Genomic DNA, 17407 nt, shown 5'->3' on the forward strand with positions numbered 1-17407 from the left:
ATACTTTAGTGTTAGCTGATATGATATCAATCGAAGGCGATATTCTTTCCTTTTGTACTGCCAAAGATTATCGCGGCAATTCTGTTTCCTTTATTCACATCAACATTTTACAACGGTGAATACAATTTCACGATAGTCATTCCGTTCAAACAGCACGCCTATACGCTGTTTATCAATTCTTACGATATCAGAATACGCGGCATAATCTCTTTTATTGTTGTCGCTGGCGGCGATCAGATAGGACTTAGGCCAGGAACGGCCTCCATCGTTACTAATCCGCAAAGTAAGGTGGTTTCTTTGCAGGGTATCAGCTGCATTACAGAAAGCCAGCACAGTCCTCTTTTTCTTAAACCCGATCTCCAGCAAACTACCTTCACATACAGGGTCTGGTAGCTGCGGGTCGAACGCGTATTGGTCCCAGGTAGCGCCACCATCTTTACTGGTAGCCACCATACGGGCTTTTACATTACCCTGCTGGTTACGGGCGTTCAGCATCAGCCGGCCGTTATCTAAAACCGCAGCGGTAGCTTCATTGCCACCCGGCATGGGCATGGTGGCTGCCAGATGAAACGTTTTACCATGATCATCGGTATAATAACCGTGTGCAAAATAGTCTTTAAAATGTGGCTGTGGATTTCCTTCGGAATGGTTGGCAGCCACGTATATCCTGCCATGGTATTGACCATTACGGAACTGCGTAGCGTGGCCGGGTGTATTGGCATAACTTCTCCAGTCTTCTTTAAAGTTATAGGCCGGATTGATCTGCGGCTGAAGTGGGCGATGTACCTGAGTGGTGATGTTTACGGGCTCCGACCAGGTAACACCACCATCTGCGGATGTTTTATACCATACTTCCCGCAGCCCTTTTCCTTTGCGGATTTCGCCTTCATGGTTGTTACCGGTATTATAAAAGAGGAAAATCCGTCCCTGCAGATAAGACATATCCGTAACATCTACTACCGGCGCCGGATTGCCGGCCTGCAAGGAATCATTGTCCACTACTGTTTGCAGCGGCCCCCAGGTAGCACCATTGTCATTGCTGCGTTTCATGACAATATTGATATCTCCGAAGTCGCCGCTGTTATTCACCCGTCCTTCCGCGAAGGCCAGCAGCGGCCCGTTGGGCAAACGGATAATCGCCGGTATACGAAAACTTTTGTATCCTTCGGTACCGGAGGTAAACACCGGTACTGCTTTCATCTGCGCGAACAACAGATTGGTGCATAATAGCAGACCTGTCAGTAGTTTCAGTTTATTCATCATGTAATTTTTATCAGGAGGTTTCTCCCGCTGCCACAGGCTTTGGCATAGGCAGCCAGTGCAATAACGGCAAAAGTTTCCTAAAAGCGTATCTTCTTTTACAAATGGTTTTTCCATCCCACTGAAAGTGGATAAACATACTCCTCCTGAAAATTAAGTCGCATTGTTACCCTCAAATTGTCGTACTAACCCCTCCCCCAAGGAGTGGTAATACAATAGCTTTGCTGAAAAGGAATACCATGTCACAGATCAATGTATACCTCAATTTTGATGGCAAATGCGCGGAAGCTATGAAGTTCTACCAGCACTGCCTCGGAGGAGAACTTTTTCTGCAAACAATAAAAGCGTCTCCCATGGCCGATCAGTGGCCTGCACACAAACAAGACTACATAGTGCATTCCAGTCTTACCAATGGGCCATTATTACTACTGGCTTCCGACATGGGCGCTAATCCTGCAGGAATGACCAACAGCGTGAGCATCAGCCTTACCTGCAACACTCCGGAAGAACTGGCAACTGCTTTCGAAGAACTGTCAGCCGGTGGTGAACAACTCCAGCCTGTACATGATTTCTTCGGCGGAAAAATTGGCGTCCTCAGGGATAAATATGGTTTCAACTGGTTATTATATTATAACAACCAGTGATACACTGCAAGAATTACATAGATTTGAACAATATGTCAGGAAGAAGAAAAAAAGTTTGCCAAAAAGGCACAAAATGAATCTGGATGCATATTTGAGCGATTTCCGGTATGGAAAACGCACTAACATTTCTGACGAGCCATCCTGTAAACGATGCCGGTTTACTGGACGCATATTCTAAAACGGTTACCGGTGTAGTAGGCACGGTCGCCGAATCAGTTGTGCACATTGAAGTACAACGCAAAGTCAATGACAAGCGGAATCCCGAAAGAAAAACGCAGACAGGCGCCGGATCGGGCTTCATCATTTCTTCCGACGGCTTTATCATTACCAATAATCACGTGATAGAACAGGCGGAAAGCATCCGTGTTTCTTTTGTTGACGGCAGAAAAGTCAACGCAGAAATAAAAGGTACCGATCCCTCTACTGATATCGCCGTTCTCAAGATTGATGAAACCGGCCTCAAAGCTTTATCATTCGCCGACTCCGCAGCATTGCAGGTAGGACAGATCGCTATTGCCATCGGTAATCCCATGGGCCTGCAATATACCGTTACCGCCGGTGTGGTGAGTGCGTTAGGCCGCACACTCCGCGCCAGCAACGGCAGGCTCATCGACAACGTGATACAAACAGATGCCGCACTCAACCCAGGCAACAGCGGCGGACCACTGGTTAACTCCCTCGGTCAGATCATTGGCGTCAACACCGCCATGATACCAGCCGCACAGGGACTCTGTTTCGCCATCTCATCCAACCTCGCCGCCCAGATCGCCGGCCAGCTCATCCTTCACGGCAAAGTAAAACGGGCACAACTCGGCATTGCCGCCCAACCCGTTAAACTCACCAACCGGATGATAGCAGCCAACAAACTCACCATCCAAACAGGCGTCTACGTTTTTGAAACCATCCCCGACGGCAACTACGATAACAGCCAGCTCCATATCGGAGACATCATCATCGCATTCGACAACATACCCGTTGCCACCGTAGATGATATGCACCTGCTGCTTACCGAAAAACAAATCGGCCGGAAAGTATTGGTAGATGTACTCAGAGGCGGGCATAGCGTGACTATCACCGTCACCCCCGGTAACGGTGATTAATACTGATTAAAACTGATGCGCCTGATGTAGTTCGTTAGTAATATAAATTCCAAAACAAACTACATCAGGCGCATCAGTTTTTATCAGCCTTAATCAGTATTTATCACCGTTATGTCTTTGCTTTCTCGAAATTTCCTTTCTCTTTATTCTCACCACTGGTAGTTTTCAGCAAAATCACCACTGGCGTATCTGATTGTTTGCCGGAAAGATGAATAAAATATTCATTCCTGCCAATCAATTCAGGTGTCAGGGTTTGCTGCTGCAACGACACGCTCACCAATGATGTATGTGCAGGCATTTTTACCCGCAGACTACCGGAAACGGGTATATTAAATACCACCATGTATACACTATCAGTACCCGCTTTACGGATATAATAACCCCAATCCTGTTTTTCAAAACCGGCATAGGTACCATTGTAAACTGCCTCTCCGTTTATCTTCATCCACTGACCAATCTGTGTCATCAGCTGCTGCTCTTCAGTACGGAAAGTACCATCAGCCTTAGGCCCGAAGTTGAGCACAAAGTTACCGTTGAGGGATACACTTTTCACCAGCATCTCCAGTAACTCATTCGCCGTTTTGATATGCCCGGCCCATTGGGCATTGTATCCCCACTGGTTTTCAGGAACGGTCATCACCGCCTCCCAGTCGTTACCATGCACGTCTTCAATTTTCTCCGGCAGCTTGCGCTCCCAGCCCTGTTCATAATCCCCCATCAGGCGACCGTTGGAATCAAAATGACGGGCACCTTTTTCATCTGCCCGTAAACGGCTCCCCATCACTAAACCAGGATGTATGGACTGCAGATACTGCTCCAGTTCATCTGTAAAGGCACCGTCTCTTTTCCAGGAATCATCCCAGGTACCATCAAACCAGAAACCTTTTACAGTAGGATAACGTTGCAACAGTTCAGCCAACTGATTCTTTACAAATACCTGAAAACGTTTGTTGGCGGCAGAATCCGCGGCTGTTTTCAAAGAAGCCCGGTAATCAGGATGGCTCCAGTCAATGATAGAAAAATAGAGATATACATCGATACCCGCTTTGTTGTAAGCAGCCACCATCGGCCCCAGTAAATCCTTTTTATAAGGGGAAGCAGCGATGGTGTATTTGGAATATTTGCTGGGCCATAAACAGAAACCATCATGGTGTTTGGTGGTGATGATCATGTATTTAGCCCCCATCTCCTTCGCCTGGGAAGCCCATTGCTGCGCATCGAAGTTTACCGGATTGAACTGACGATACAGATTATCATATTCTTCATGTGGCAGCTCTTTCCAGGAACGGATCCATTCGGCCGCACCATTGTAGGTTTTGCCCTTCCATTCGCCGCCGGGGATAGCATACACACCCCAGTGTATAAACTGTCCGAAGCGGAGCGAGCGCCAACGGGCCATGTCAGCATCTGTTCTTACCCCTATACGGTGAGCTCCATGTTGCAGCGCTATTGTATCCTTTGCGGGCACCGTTGTTTGTGCATGTGCTGCCGGCTGTATACACAAACAGCTACAGGCTATAGCAAGTATATGTGAGATCATTTTTTTCATGATATCATTATGTTTTATTCCGATGCCTGTAATTGCCAGGTTATCGTATCCGTGAACACTTTACCATTTCGTATACCCGTAGCAGTGATAGTATTATTGCCGGGTTTCAGGACGATAGGATCAAACAGGAAATCCTTGTTATTAGCGCCCGCGCTGGCTGTCATCGGAGCGCCACCGTTCACGCTAAGGGTGACTTTCTCCAGGTTACTGAATACCTCCACTTTTACATTCGCCTGCTTACGGATATTGTTACGACGTTCGGCGATATAAATCATCGGTTCCGGGTTCCAATTGGCTTTGTACCAGAAAAACGCGTCCTTCTTTTGTTTACGGTCGTAAGTGATCAACCCTTTGAGATTACGGGCATTCACGCCTCCCCTATTCCACATGGGCACTGCAAATTCAAACGTATTCCAGAGATAGGAAGCTGCGATATACGGATGTTTTTCTATGATAGCCCATTGTTTAACATGCGTCGCCGTCTGATAGGTTTCCGGGAAAAACTGTCCGTTTACCGGATTAAAGTTGGTAGACAGCGTATCTGTATGCTGGTTAATGTTGCCATCTGCGCCGTATTCGGTGAGCATCAGTTTATAGTCCGGATATTTTTGTTCCAGGCCTTTCACCCAGCCTTCGAGGTCTTCGATTTTCCCTTCGTACCAGCCGTAGTAGCGGTTCATACCTTGTATATCTGCAGCCAGATTAGCGGGGCGGTCCATCTCTCCATAACCGGTAACAGCGGTGGTATAGCGGTCAGGGTCTTCTGTTTTGGCCACATCATTCAGTTGACGGGTGAGCACTGCCACATGTTCGTCCGGTGTTTTGGAATATACTTCATTGTGCAGTCCCCACACGTAGATAGCAGGATGGTTAAAGTTCTGGCGGATCAGTTCTGTCATCTGCTGTTTGGCGTTATCTCCTTCTTTGCCGGATGCGTTGTTAACGAAAGGAATTTCTGCCCATATCACAAAGCCCATACTGTCGCACTGGGAGTACAGATATTCGGCCTGCTGATAATGCGCAAAGCGGATGGTGGTAGCACCTATTTCCCGGATCATGTCCAGATCGGCTTTGTGTTGTGCGTTGGTCAGCGCATTGCCACAGTCCTGCCATTCCTGGTGGCGGGTGACACCATGCATGATATAGGGTTTGCCATTCAGGAAAAATCCTTTGCCTGGCACTACTTCAAAGCGGCGGATACCCAGCGGTTGTGTTACAGCATCCAGTGCTTTACCATCAGCCACCACGGAGGTAGTCAATGAGTAGAGATAGGGATCTTTGAGACCATTCCACAAATGCGGATTACCTACCACCAGATCCTGATGAATGATATTGATGCCCTGTGGACTGACATTCACCTTTTTGCTGTTGATGGCCACCTGTTTGCCCTGACGGTCTTTGATGATGGTTTGTATCACTACGTCTTTGTGATGCAGCTGTTTGTTCTCGATTTTGGCTGTAACACTGATCGCTGCTTTTTTATCACTGATCTCTCCCTGGCGGATATAAATGCCGGGAGAAGCATAATCTGTAGTGGTGATATTGATATCATTGGTAACCAGCAGGCTTACCGGCCGGTAAATCCCACCGAAGATGCCGAATAGAAAATGATTGATAGGCAATACATCTTCCCTTGCGGTATTATTGGCTTTCACCACAATGGTATTTTCAGCACCATACTTCACAGAATGTGTGATCTCAAAACAGAAAGCGGAATAAGAGCCTTTATGTTCACCAATCAAACGATTGTTGACATACAGACCCGCAACAGATCCCACTCCTTCAAAACGCAGGAACAACCTTTTGCCCTTCAACGAGGAATCTACCGTAAACACTTTACGGTAGCAGGCTTCCCCTGCATAGAAGTTTTTACCTTCCTGCATATCCTTGTTATTCCAGGTATGCGGCACCGTTACATTTACCCAGCCGGTGTCGGGCTGGTTTTTATCGGTGGTCAGCGCTCCTTTTCTGAAAGACCAGTTGTCATTAAAAGGGACCACTTTTCTGCTTTCCTGTGCGTATCCCTGTAAAAACAGGAATGCGCACAGGATGCTTGCTGCTGAAAATTTCTTCATGATGAAAATAGAATCAGTCTGAAAAATTTAAATGTCAAATAAACAATTATTTCTGATATCCATCATTCTGCGATAACACCGCATCTTTATTCACATCGATTTCGGACTGCGGAATCGGCAGGTGAATGTTAAAGTCGCTGATGGTAGGTGCTACCTTAGGATTGTATTTGCGTACGCGGTCTACCAGTTTTTTGGTGCGGATGAGGGTTAGTCTTCTCAGTTCTTCCGCCGTGAGTTCTCTGGCTCTTTCATCCAGGATGTAATCCATGGTTACTTCGGCAGGTTGCACTGGTGTAGCGTTTGCACGGGCACGGATCATATTGATGCTGGCAGCAGCATCCGCCGGACGGCCCTGTAGCAGCTGCGCTTCAGCGAGGAGCAGATACGTTTCGCCGAGGCGCATCTGAATCCTGTCTTTATAAGACTGCGCACCCTGAATATCCTGTGGCTGGAACTCATACCATTTGGTAGTATGTGCGTAGATGTTCTGAATGGTATCGAATCCGCTTACTATCACCTGCTGGCCATATTTAGCAGATGCGGGGTCGTTGTAGTAATAGGTACGACGGATGTTGTAGGGAGAATTACGCATATCGTTTTTCTCGTACAGTTCATAAGTCCACCAGTTGGTAGGTCTGATCCTGCCGATACCGCGGCCACCGAGGGAGTCACATACCTTCATACCGGACACGTTTACATAAAAAGGTCCCCATTCCCGTCTGCGCTGATCAAATTCAGTACTGCCACCACCGGGGATGTTATACTGCTGCTCTATCACCCAGATCGCTTCCTTATTACCCTGGCTGCGGCGCATATTGCCGTAGGTGAACATATCCGCGAACGGATCACCAGGCAGGGATGCTTTTACACCATAGCGGGCGGTAGTAAGGCTGAAAAATTTACCATCGATTACTCTTTTGGCTGCAGCTTCTGCATCTGCCGGCTTATTGGCGCGCAGCAGCGCTTCTGCGAGCAACTGGGAAGCAGCAAATTTATTAATACGACCCTGTTTCTTTACGTTCGCGGGATCAGGCAGATTGGCTTCCGCAAAGGTGAGATCGTCGATGATCAGCTGGATTACTTCTGCTTCAGTGGCACGTACATAATCTGTGCGGGGCACCGTCACTGGTGCTTTTATCAGGGGCACGCCACCATAGAGGATAGACAGCTGATTATAGGCATAAGCTCTGAAAAAGCTGGCTTCCGCCTTATAAAAAGCGCGCTGCTGCGGCGTGAGGATGGCTTTAGGATTGTCAACGCCGGCAATGATGTTATTGGCAGCGTTGATCACTTTATAGTTCCATGTCCAGATGGTAGAAACAGAACCGGTCTGGGAGTTGAGGTTGCGGTAGTCTTCATAAGGCGCCTGTGTGGTATTCGGCTGCCCTGTGATAGCCATATCTGTGCCTACATAAAAGGTAGCCAGCAATCCCTGAATATTGCCGTAATCATTGCGCATGATGCTTAGCATTCCGGTACTGGCGGCTTCAAACCCCAGTTCGTCTACCAGTGTATTGTCTGGTGCGTAGCTCGATTTCAGCTCTTCATCCAGAAAATGTTTGCTGCAGGAAGTGGTGCCGGTGGCTACCATTCCAGCCAGCAGCATGCCGTATATATAAGATGATTTTTTCATTACAAAAGCATTTAAAAGTTACAGACTGATATTAACACCAAACACAATGGTAGCGGTCAGCGGATAAAAATCGGAACTCTGCGAACCAACACCCTGCCCATTATCTATTTTTGCGTTAGAGTTAACAGCGCCGATGGGTGCTGTTTCAGGGTCCCAGCCTTTCCATTTGGTGAAGGTGCCCAGATTACGGCCGCTGAGGTACATCATCAGGTTACCGATTTTATAACGCTCCAGTAATTTTTTATCGAAGGTATAGCTGAAGGTAACGTCCTTGATACGGATAAAGGAAGCGTCCTGTGCATACTTGTATCCCCTCGGATTGGTATATATCAGCGAAGGGTTGGTATTGATCTTGTTTTCAGAAGTCCAGTAAGGAATATCAGCAGGCAGGTTTACTGTGCCACCCTGATCGCGGTTGTCCAGGAGATAATTAGGACGCAGGGAACCGTGTACATCCTGAATAAAAATATTGAGGCTGAAATTTTTATAGGTAAAAGTATTGGTCAGGCCGGCAATATACTTAGGCAGTTGTGTACCCAGGTAAGAGCGGTCATTGGCGTCTATTTTTCCATTGTTATCGAGATCTGCAAATTTCAGATAACCGGCTTTCACACCAGGGTCCAGCTTCATATCTTCCCCTTCCTGCCATACACCCGTCATGGTGTAGTCATAGATACCCAGCAGCGGTTTTCCGATGAACAGGTTATTACCGATATCATCTTTATTATCTCCATACAAAGACACTACTTTGTTTTTGTTGAAAGAGATGTTGAAAGAAGTTTGCCAGGTGAAGTCATTACCCTGGATGTTACGGCTGTTCAACAGAATTTCCAATCCTCTGTTGGCAGTTTTACCGATATTATCAAATACAGAAGTATAACCAGTGATAGCAGGAATCCTTCTGCTGAGCAACAGGTCGTAGGTATTGGTGCTATAGGTTTCTACGGTGCCGCTCAGACGATTATTCCACAAGGCAAAATCAATACCTACGTTAAGACCTTTGGTTGTTTCCCATTTAAGGTTTGCATTACCCAGTTTGTCGGGTACCACACCGATTACAGTCGTTCCATCATAGATATACTGAACAGTGTTTAAGCGGGTCAGGGTCTGATAAGCGCCTACGGCCTGATTACCGGATTTACCATAGGAGGCTCGGAGTTTCAGTTGTGAGATCACCGGCACTGCAGCCATAAACTTTTCATTATGTACATTCCAGCCGGCAGCTATGGATGGGAATACACCGTATTTGTTGCTGGCGCCGAAACCGGAGAAGCCGTCGCGGCGAATGGTGGCGGTCAGCAGATAACGGCTGTCATAGGTGTAGTTGGCGCGGAACATCTGTGACAGCAGGCTGCTACCTGAATATTCCGATTTTGTTTTCTGTACCTGGCCGCTGCTCAGATTGTTGAAATCGAGGTTGTCGTTGATAAATGTGTTGGCATCCAGCTGTGAGGTGAATTTCTCATCCTTTTGCGCACTATATAAAGCGGTGAAGTCCAGTCCGTGTTTTCCGAAGCTGGTAGCGTAGCTCAACAGATTCTCCACGATCCATTGTCTTTTCTCCTCGTTGTATACTTTGGCTGTACCCAGCATATCACCGGCTTTACGGCCCCAGTAGTCGGCTTGCCTTACAGGTCTGAAAGCATAGGAACCATTCACACGATACTTTAAACCTTTCAGGAATGTGGGCGCTACTTCTGCATAACCGCTGGCAGTCACGTTTTTGCTACGGTTCAGGCCCGGATTGTATACATTGATGAGCGGGCTTTGATATAATGTCTGCGGCGCAATCGGATATACTTCATAATCTCCTTTGGCATTATAGAGTGAGCCATAAGGACTGAGGGAGTTGGCATCAAACAGGGTTGCCCTGCCGCCATCGCTGTTGTTGTTCACCAAAAACAGATTGAGGCCGGTCTTCAGCCAGGAGGTAGCATTAGCGTCGATGTTGGCGCGGATACTGCTACGATTAAACTGATAGCCTTTGATCGTACCATCCTGTTTCAGATAGGTACCAGACACATAATATTTTACATTGTCTGTTCCACCGGAGATACTCAGCTCATGGCTATGAATAAAGCCCTGCTGACCGATTTCCTTCTGCCAGTTTACTTCCGGCATACCGTTGGCAAAGTTCTGCTGTTCGGTGAGATAAGGCAGGTCCGGTGCAGTAGGACGTCCTGCCTGAATATTGTACCAGTGGTTTTTGGTACGGTATTGCTCACCGTCCATATTCTTCATTACATTCGATTGAAATTCTGCACCTGCATAGCCGTTATAGGCGATTACCGGTTTTCCTGATTTACCTCTTTTGGTAGTGATCATGATAACGCCATTAGCGCCTCTGGCACCATAAATAGCGGAAGCGGAAACATCTTTCAGTACATCAATAGCGGCGATATCATTAGGGTTGATATCATTATAATCACCACTGAAGGGTACTCCGTCCAGCACGATCAGCGGTGCATTGCTGGCATTGATGGATTTAATACCACGGAGATAAAAGGCCGGAGAACTACCGGGCTTGCTGGTGTTATTAACGATATTGATACCGGCAGCAGAACCCTGGATCGCCTGCAATACGTTGCTCACTGGTTGGTTCTTCAGTCTTTCTGTAGGAACAGAAGAGATAGACCCGGTCACATCACTTCTTTTTTTGGTACCATAACCTACTACCACCACTTCGTTCTGTTGTTCCACAGAAGATTTCATCACAATATTAATGCTGGTGCTGTTGGTAACAGTTACCTCCTGGGGTATCATCCCCAGGTAAGTAAACTGTAATACCTGCGGGCCTTCCGCCGGGATATGCAGCGAGTAGCTACCATCAGCACCGGTAGAAATACCCAGTGCTGTACCTTTTACCCGCACAGACACACCAGGCAGGGGGTTACCGGCTTCGTCGGTAACCTTACCGCTGATATTGAGCTGTGGCGCGGCTTCCATACCAATAGCCGGAGCTACGTTGCGGGATGTTGTTTTAGGAGAAATAAAGATGGATTTGTTTTCAATTACATATTTCAATGGCTGGTCTTTCAGCACCAGCTCAAGGAAATCTGTTACCGGCATGTTCTCCGCGTTCAGCGTCACCGGATGTGCTTTGAGCAGCACTTCGCGGCTGGCTACCACTGTGTAGCCTGACTGTTGGCGGATAATACTGAAAATCTTCTCTACCGGCACGTTCTTACCCGACCAGGTGATCAGCTGTGCATATCCGGCAGCACTTACATTCAACATAACAGCAGTAAGAAAGAAAAACGTCAGCTTCATGACTAGCAGCATTTTGGTTGGTAACCAGCTTCTGCTACGCGCCCCGGTTGACTTAGGGACATAGCTCGCCTGGTTACAAAGAGCAGTTTTTTGCATAACTTTGTAGCGGTTTGGCTTGTAAAAAATGATAGAGTACCAGAACTCTCAACTGTTTTGCATGGCTGTAACCATCCAGCCGGAAGTGGGTCGAAGCACTTTCGGTTTTCTATTACAGGCAGACAATAAATTGATATTTGAATTGGTTGTTCACTGTTTTTTCACAACGTATCGACAGATACGCTTTGTTGGCTGATTGTTGTTGATTGTTTATTATTGATTACTGTTTTCCTATGATCAGTTTTCTTCCTTCCAGATTAAATTGTATCCCTGACTCTCTCAAAAATGTAAGGACACTGGAAAGATTTACATCACTGCCTATTTCTCCTACGAAAGTGATATCCGGCGGCGTGGTAGCATAGATAACTTCTATATCGTACCAGCGCGCTATCATGGCTATCACAGCAGTTAGTTTTTTATCCTGAAAACTCAGCACACCATTTTTCCAGGCCATCACCGCAGCGGTATCGATGTTTTTGTTTAACACCACCGTGCCGGCATTTTTATTAAACAGCAGCTGCTGCCCTGGTTTGAGCGTGCTGCTATGTTCAGGAACATTCACCTGTACGGCACCTTCCAGCAAGGTAGTGCTGATGCCCGGTTCATCGGTATAGGCGCTGATATCGAAGTGGGTACCTAGTACCTTCACTGAAGTATTGTTACTGAGGCTTACCACAAAAGGTTTCGTTTGGTCTTTGGCTACTTCAAAATAGGCTTCCCCGGTTAGTTCCACTTTCCTTTCTTTGCCGGTGAAGGCCGTGGGGAAAGAGAGGGAGCTGGCGGCGTTTAGCCATACTTGTGTACCATCCGGCAGCTGCATTCTGAACTTTCGTCCACGTGGTGTGTGCAAGGTATTATTAACAGGGGTGCCTGTGCCGGAAGACTTGTATTCTACGTGTCCATTTTTTAATACTACCTGTGTGCCCTGGGTGCTGGTGATGAGGCCATCGCCGTGGTTGTCCAGTACCACCTGCTGGCCGTTGGCCAGTGTGAGGACCGCCCCGTTTTTACCAGGCAATACATCTGCCGCCACCGCTACGGGCGCATCTGACAATACGTTGCGCTGCCCATGCTGCCACCAGTAGTAACCGCCAACGGAAAACAACAACACCGCAGCTGCAGCTGCCCATCGGCGCCAGCCCGCTATGCGGCGCACTTTCGGACCTTCACCGGCTTGCAAAATACCCTGCAGCATCGGCTCATACTCCACCGGATTATATTGCGGATCTGCTACAGTTCCGGCATGCAGCTCATCCATTAATGCTACCCACGCTTCATCATCGGCATGTTTCTTCAGCTCTGCATACAGCTCTTCCTCTTCTGCCGCGGTAGCAGAACCCTCGTAATAACGTTGCAACAAAAACCTGTAATATTCTTTTGCTTCCACTGTCGCTTCCCGCTTTTACTCATTCAGACGCATAAAAAAACCAACTGTACTATGCCATCTGAAAAAAAATTAAAAAATTCTTAACAACACTCCTATCAGCAATACCGGCAAGCCTTCTCCCGTATGCTTTTCCAGGTATTCCCGTATAAACTTCCGGGCGGTGACCAGCTGGTTTTTAACCGTATGCTCTGAAATATCGAGCGCTTCGGCAATCTCCTTACGGGATTTTCCATCCTGTGTATTCATCACAAATACTTCCCGCCGGGACGGCGGCAGTTGTTCAATGGCATTTTTAATATGGCCCTGCAGTTCCTTCACCCGGAACTTTTCTGTTACATCCAGGCTATCTTCTATATCATCATGGGTAATCGCTTCCACCCGGTATTTCTCGCGGGCAACTTTTCTGAGTATGGAGAGGGAGTAATTGGATGCCATGGTATACATCCATCCGGCGGGGTTTTCAATGGTTTCAAGGGTATGTCGCAACAGCCATACCTTCAGGAAGACTTCCTGCAACACCTCTGCTGCAGCTTCTTCTGACCGGAGCAATTTCCGTACAGAAACAGACAGCACTGCATTATAACGATGATACAGTATACGAAAAGCTGCTTCATCCCCACTTGCAATCCGCGAAAAAAGTATCCTGTCCTCGTGTATGTTCACAGTGCGTTCTAAATTTTCATTCCGGGACTAATATAAAACAAATCAGATAATCTGGTCACTTGGATATTTTTTGCATTTGCATATGGGCTACCATAAAAAAAGCCGCCTTTTAGAAAAAAGGCGGCATTGCTCGCATAAAGGTGAAAAAATGGTAACGACCTATGATTGTGCCGGCCAGGCCGTTTCCACGCCCTGTGCCTGGATATAATCCTGAAAATCCTTCAGCAGTGATGCCTGTTCCCATACCTGCCCGGGTGTCACATTTTTGCTGCGGGCAAAAGCCACCAGCAGCCCCACGGCCTCTCCTATGCTCCATTCTACCGGATGCAGGCGGAAACAGCCATTGGTAATATGTGTGGTACCAATGTTTTTGTTGGCAGGCAGCAGGTTCTCCATTCTTTTGGGCAACAAGGCGCCCAAAGGAATCTGGAAAGGCAAAGACCCGAAGTCTACATAGTTCACACCTGCACAACTGGGGTGCAGGTCGATATGATAATACCCCACTCCTACGCTGTCGTGGAAAGTAGCGGCTTTCACGCCTTGGGTCTGACCCGTTTTCTGCGTCCGCTGCTCGGCTCCTACATGTTCTTCGAGGATGGTGAATTTAGCCTTGATACGCCGCGCCTCCCGGATATATGGATATTTTGCCATACCATCGGCGGTGCCCATAATATCCTTACGCAGCCGGATGCCAGGCCAGCCTTTGCCGCCGTCCGGACGCGGAGCCTCTGTCTGCAGCCAGTACAACAGGGAGAGATTGAGCTGTTTGGCCCTTCCCACATGATAATGAAATTTCTCCGGGCTGGCGCCGATCAGGTTGCCCAGCATATAATCATTCTGCGGCCAGTTGACGATGGTCACATCACCGGCATACAGCCCTTCTTCGAAGTTGTTTTTATTGATGATACGGCGGTAGTTCCACAAGTTAAGCGCATCGCCCGTTTTGACGCCTTCCGGATGGAAGCCCAACAGCTTGGGTTTCAGCGTACGGGGATCGGAATAGTGCAGGTCCAGCTGCTTGCCCGACCAGGCGGGTGTCAGCGCCGGCACGTGATTACGCCAGAAATCATATTCAGCCGGTTTGTCGATCACGAAGTTGCCACCCGGTACATAATCAATCGCAAAGCATACCGTGAAAGCCTGATTATTTTCAGGGTTGCCCTTTTCCGGTGCATGCAACTCACCGGTATCCCGTCTGGACTCTGTTCCTGTCACGAATTCGGTCCCTGTCATAGGCAACAGATCACCCATTTCGGTAGCATCCGAAAAATAACTGCCTTTTAAAATCAACTCCTCACCGGTACGCAGATTCCGCACTACCAGCGACAACACCTTATTCCCCTCTACCTGTGCACGTACCACCTTGTGTTCTGTGAGCAACACCAGACTGCCATTACTGATAAAAGGCGCCAACATATCCTGCATCACAGCCAATGCCACTCTGGGCTCATGACAAAGCTTCGACACGGCACCGTCACCCGGATTGAGTTGGGGCCGTTGCCGGGCATCAGCTGTGAGCGGATAGTAGCGTACATAATATTCACGGATACGGTTTCTCAATTCGCGGTAACGTGCCGGCGCACCATGGGTTTCAATCCACGGATGTTCATCCGGTGGCACACCTTGCTGCGTCAGCTGCCCACCTATCCAGTCTGTTTCCTCCGTCAGGATCACGGTTTGTTTGTTGTGCAGTGCTGCCAATGCAGCCGCCACTCCCCCAAGCCCGCCACCCGCAATCACCAGGTCGGCTGTTATTTTCTCCACTCTACGTTTACCCCTTGCCGTTACTGCCCCTTTGTTCTGCTCAGCCAGTCCCAATACAGGTTTGGCAACAACAGCTCCTCCACTCAGTGCCAGCATTCCCAAAAAATTCCTTCTCTTCATGAACTGTGATTAATATGATTTAAACTGATTTTTATGATCTAATTAAAACTGTGATTTTTGTGATGAATCATGATGAACATGATGAGCGTCTTAAATGATCAACAAATCATGATCATCATATTCATCATGATTCATCACAAAAATCACAGTTACCAGTCTTTATTCTGACTCAGCCCCGGATTAATATCCCGCTCTGATTGCGGTACCGGCAACAACATCAGTTTCGGTGTCCAGAAACGTGTTTCTCTGGTGTAACGCAGGTCCAGCTGGCCGGTGTAATCCGGAATACTGTTCAGGTCATGTACCGGGGAAGCTTTAAAATTAGGGATGGATGGCATGGCTGCAGGGCTTTTGGCGATCCCCACTACTTTGCCGGGCATCACCAGGTCTGCAATCTCCCAGCGGCGGATATCAAACCAGCGGAAACCTTCTACTGCCAGCTCCACTGTACGTTCGCGGCGAATCAGTTTACGCAGCTCTGTCTGGTCTGTTTCGATAGCGGTAGATACTACCGGCTGACCGGCACGTTGTCTTACTTTGTTGATAGCCGCTATCACAGTACCATCCAGCTGACCCAGTTCAATTTTTGCTTCGGCATAAGTCAGCAATACCTCTGCATAACGCATCAGAATAAAACTCACTTTAGCCAGAAACACATTTTCATCCGTCATGGTGTATTTGGTCCACAGATAACCGACGCCGCTTTTGGAAGGACCAAAGGCGTTATCATAGTCTGCATTGGTTTTTACCGACCAGGTACCATCTCCATTTTTGAACGAAGTAGTGTTCTTGTAGATATCATATACAAAAGTGGTGTTGTTCATCGTCAGCGTATCACCAGGCAGAGACACTGTGTATTTCAGGCGCAGGTCCCTGTTTTTGGAAGGGTTCTGCGGATCGTATTTGGGTGATTCATCAATTCTCTTACCATCGTTGCACTCAAACATATCCACGAGGCGCTGTGTAGGAAAACGGCCGGACTGTCCGCCAGCAGCGCGGGATGCATTACCCAGCGGCAGGTAGGTGATGGAGCTTGCCAGCGCATCGGTATACAGCACTTCCAGCATGATTTCATTACCAGCATTAGGTTTCTGACCACTGCGGGTAAACAGATCCTGGAACTTTGGATTCAGGGAGATGCCTGCGTTGTCTATCACAAGTTTGGCCGCATCGGCAGCTATCTGATAGTCTTTATTATTTATGGCAGCACGGGCTTTCAGGCCCATAGCTACAGACTTGCTTACTCTGCCTCTCACAGATGGCAGCCAGTCCAGTGATTTGGCGGCTTCATCCAGTTCAGCATAAATGAATTTTACAATATCCTGTTTGGGCGCCCGTTTCTGGTTGTAAAATTCAGTAGGCTGCAGTGGTTTGGTGATCAGTGGCGCATCTCCAAACATAAAGGCCAGGTAAAAATAAGACCAGGCGCGCAGTACTCTGGCTTCTGCTTCCATACGGTTGTAAGTGGCCGCCGGCACACTGGCTTTGGCTTTCACCATACCATCGAGCATGGTATTGGCACGCTGAATGGTAGCATAGGCAAATGTCCACAGTGCTTTGGGGTGTGCGTTGTAGGTGTCAAAAGTTCCTTCTCCCAGATCGTTGGCACGCAGAATAGCCAGATCGGTCCATGCATCAGAACCAGACTGGTAAGGCACCAGGCCAAACTCCCATTTGATAGAGGCATACACCGCTGTCAGGGAAACATTGATTTCATTTTCATTATTCAGAAAAGTACCGGTGGCCGGAGCACTCAGCGGCGCCCTGTCCAGGAACTTATTGCAACCCGACATGCTGGCCAGGAAAAAAGTGCAACCAATTATTTTATAAATAAGTTTTTTCATGG

At 47.9% G+C, this 17407-nt stretch carries 11 protein-coding genes; 2 read left to right on the forward strand and 9 right to left on the reverse strand.

Annotated elements, in window-relative coordinates; translation table 11 throughout:
- Nucleotides 1-99 precede the first annotated feature (99 nt).
- A complete protein-coding gene (locus DF182_RS02095; RefSeq protein ID WP_113614029.1) occupies nt 100-1263 on the reverse strand; it encodes a sialidase family protein in 1164 nt (387 codons plus the stop codon).
- Between the two features lie 236 nt (nt 1264-1499).
- On the opposite strand from DF182_RS02095, the gene DF182_RS02100 reads away from it, so the two are divergent.
- Complete coding sequence (locus DF182_RS02100) at nt 1500-1904, forward strand: VOC family protein (RefSeq protein ID WP_113614030.1); 405 nt, start codon at nt 1500-1502, stop codon at nt 1902-1904.
- Nucleotides 1905-2011: 107 nt separating this feature from the next.
- Nucleotides 2012-3004 (forward strand): S1C family serine protease, encoded by a 993-nt coding sequence (locus tag DF182_RS02105; RefSeq protein WP_113614031.1) that lies wholly within the window; start codon nt 2012-2014, stop codon nt 3002-3004.
- 109 nt (nt 3005-3113) lie between these two features.
- On the opposite strand, the gene DF182_RS02110 is transcribed toward DF182_RS02105, so the two are convergent.
- The 8 genes from DF182_RS02110 to DF182_RS02145 form a co-directional block, all read right to left on the reverse strand.
- A complete protein-coding gene (locus DF182_RS02110; protein WP_211327028.1) occupies nt 3114-4553 on the reverse strand; it encodes an alpha-L-fucosidase in 1440 nt (479 codons plus the stop codon).
- Nucleotides 4554-4567: 14 nt separating this feature from the next.
- Nucleotides 4568-6628 carry a glycoside hydrolase family 2 protein gene (locus DF182_RS02115; RefSeq protein WP_113614032.1) on the reverse strand — a complete coding sequence of 687 codons (2061 nt, stop codon included), beginning with the start codon at nt 6626-6628 and terminating at the stop codon, nt 4568-4570.
- A gap of 46 nt (nt 6629-6674) precedes the next feature.
- Nucleotides 6675-8261, reverse strand: coding sequence for a RagB/SusD family nutrient uptake outer membrane protein (locus DF182_RS02120; protein ID WP_211327029.1), 1587 nt, complete (start codon nt 8259-8261; stop codon nt 6675-6677).
- Nucleotides 8262-8279: 18 nt separating this feature from the next.
- Nucleotides 8280-11531, reverse strand: coding sequence for a TonB-dependent receptor (locus DF182_RS02125; protein WP_161964029.1), 3252 nt, complete (start codon nt 11529-11531; stop codon nt 8280-8282).
- 316 nt (nt 11532-11847) lie between these two features.
- Entirely contained in the window at nt 11848-13014 is a 1167-nt protein-coding gene (locus DF182_RS02130) for a FecR family protein (RefSeq protein WP_113614035.1), read from the reverse strand.
- 69 nt (nt 13015-13083) lie between these two features.
- Nucleotides 13084-13677: an RNA polymerase sigma factor gene (locus tag DF182_RS02135; RefSeq protein ID WP_113614036.1), complete on the reverse strand. Its 594-nt coding sequence runs from the start codon at nt 13675-13677 to the stop codon at nt 13084-13086.
- Between the two features lie 159 nt (nt 13678-13836).
- Complete coding sequence (locus DF182_RS02140) at nt 13837-15561, reverse strand: FAD-dependent oxidoreductase (protein ID WP_113614037.1); 1725 nt, start codon at nt 15559-15561, stop codon at nt 13837-13839.
- Between the two features lie 149 nt (nt 15562-15710).
- Complete coding sequence (locus DF182_RS02145; protein WP_113614038.1) at nt 15711-17405, reverse strand: RagB/SusD family nutrient uptake outer membrane protein; 1695 nt, start codon at nt 17403-17405, stop codon at nt 15711-15713.
- Nucleotides 17406-17407 lie beyond the last annotated feature (2 nt).

This window comes from Chitinophaga flava (assembly GCF_003308995.1).
In the GTDB taxonomy this organism is placed as follows: domain Bacteria; phylum Bacteroidota; class Bacteroidia; order Chitinophagales; family Chitinophagaceae; genus Chitinophaga; species Chitinophaga flava.

What these genes read in the sequence shown, in the direction of transcription:
- DF182_RS02095 (WP_113614029.1), bottom strand. Translation starts at nt 1,263, where the DNA reads ATGATGAATAAACTGAAACTACTGACAGGTCTGCTATTATGCACCAAT.
- DF182_RS02100 (WP_113614030.1), top strand. Translation starts at nt 1,500, where the DNA reads ATGTCACAGATCAATGTATACCTCAATTTTGATGGCAAATGCGCGGAA.
- DF182_RS02105 (WP_113614031.1), top strand. Translation starts at nt 2,012, where the DNA reads ATGGAAAACGCACTAACATTTCTGACGAGCCATCCTGTAAACGATGCC.
- DF182_RS02110 (WP_211327028.1), bottom strand. Translation starts at nt 4,553, where the DNA reads ATGAAAAAAATGATCTCACATATACTTGCTATAGCCTGTAGCTGTTTG.
- DF182_RS02115 (WP_113614032.1), bottom strand. Translation starts at nt 6,628, where the DNA reads ATGAAGAAATTTTCAGCAGCAAGCATCCTGTGCGCATTCCTGTTTTTA.
- DF182_RS02120 (WP_211327029.1), bottom strand. Translation starts at nt 8,261, where the DNA reads ATGAAAAAATCATCTTATATATACGGCATGCTGCTGGCTGGAATGGTA.
- DF182_RS02125 (WP_161964029.1), bottom strand. Translation starts at nt 11,531, where the DNA reads ATGAAGCTGACGTTTTTCTTTCTTACTGCTGTTATGTTGAATGTAAGT.
- DF182_RS02140 (WP_113614037.1), bottom strand. Translation starts at nt 15,561, where the DNA reads ATGAAGAGAAGGAATTTTTTGGGAATGCTGGCACTGAGTGGAGGAGCT.
- DF182_RS02145 (WP_113614038.1), bottom strand. Translation starts at nt 17,405, where the DNA reads ATGAAAAAACTTATTTATAAAATAATTGGTTGCACTTTTTTCCTGGCC.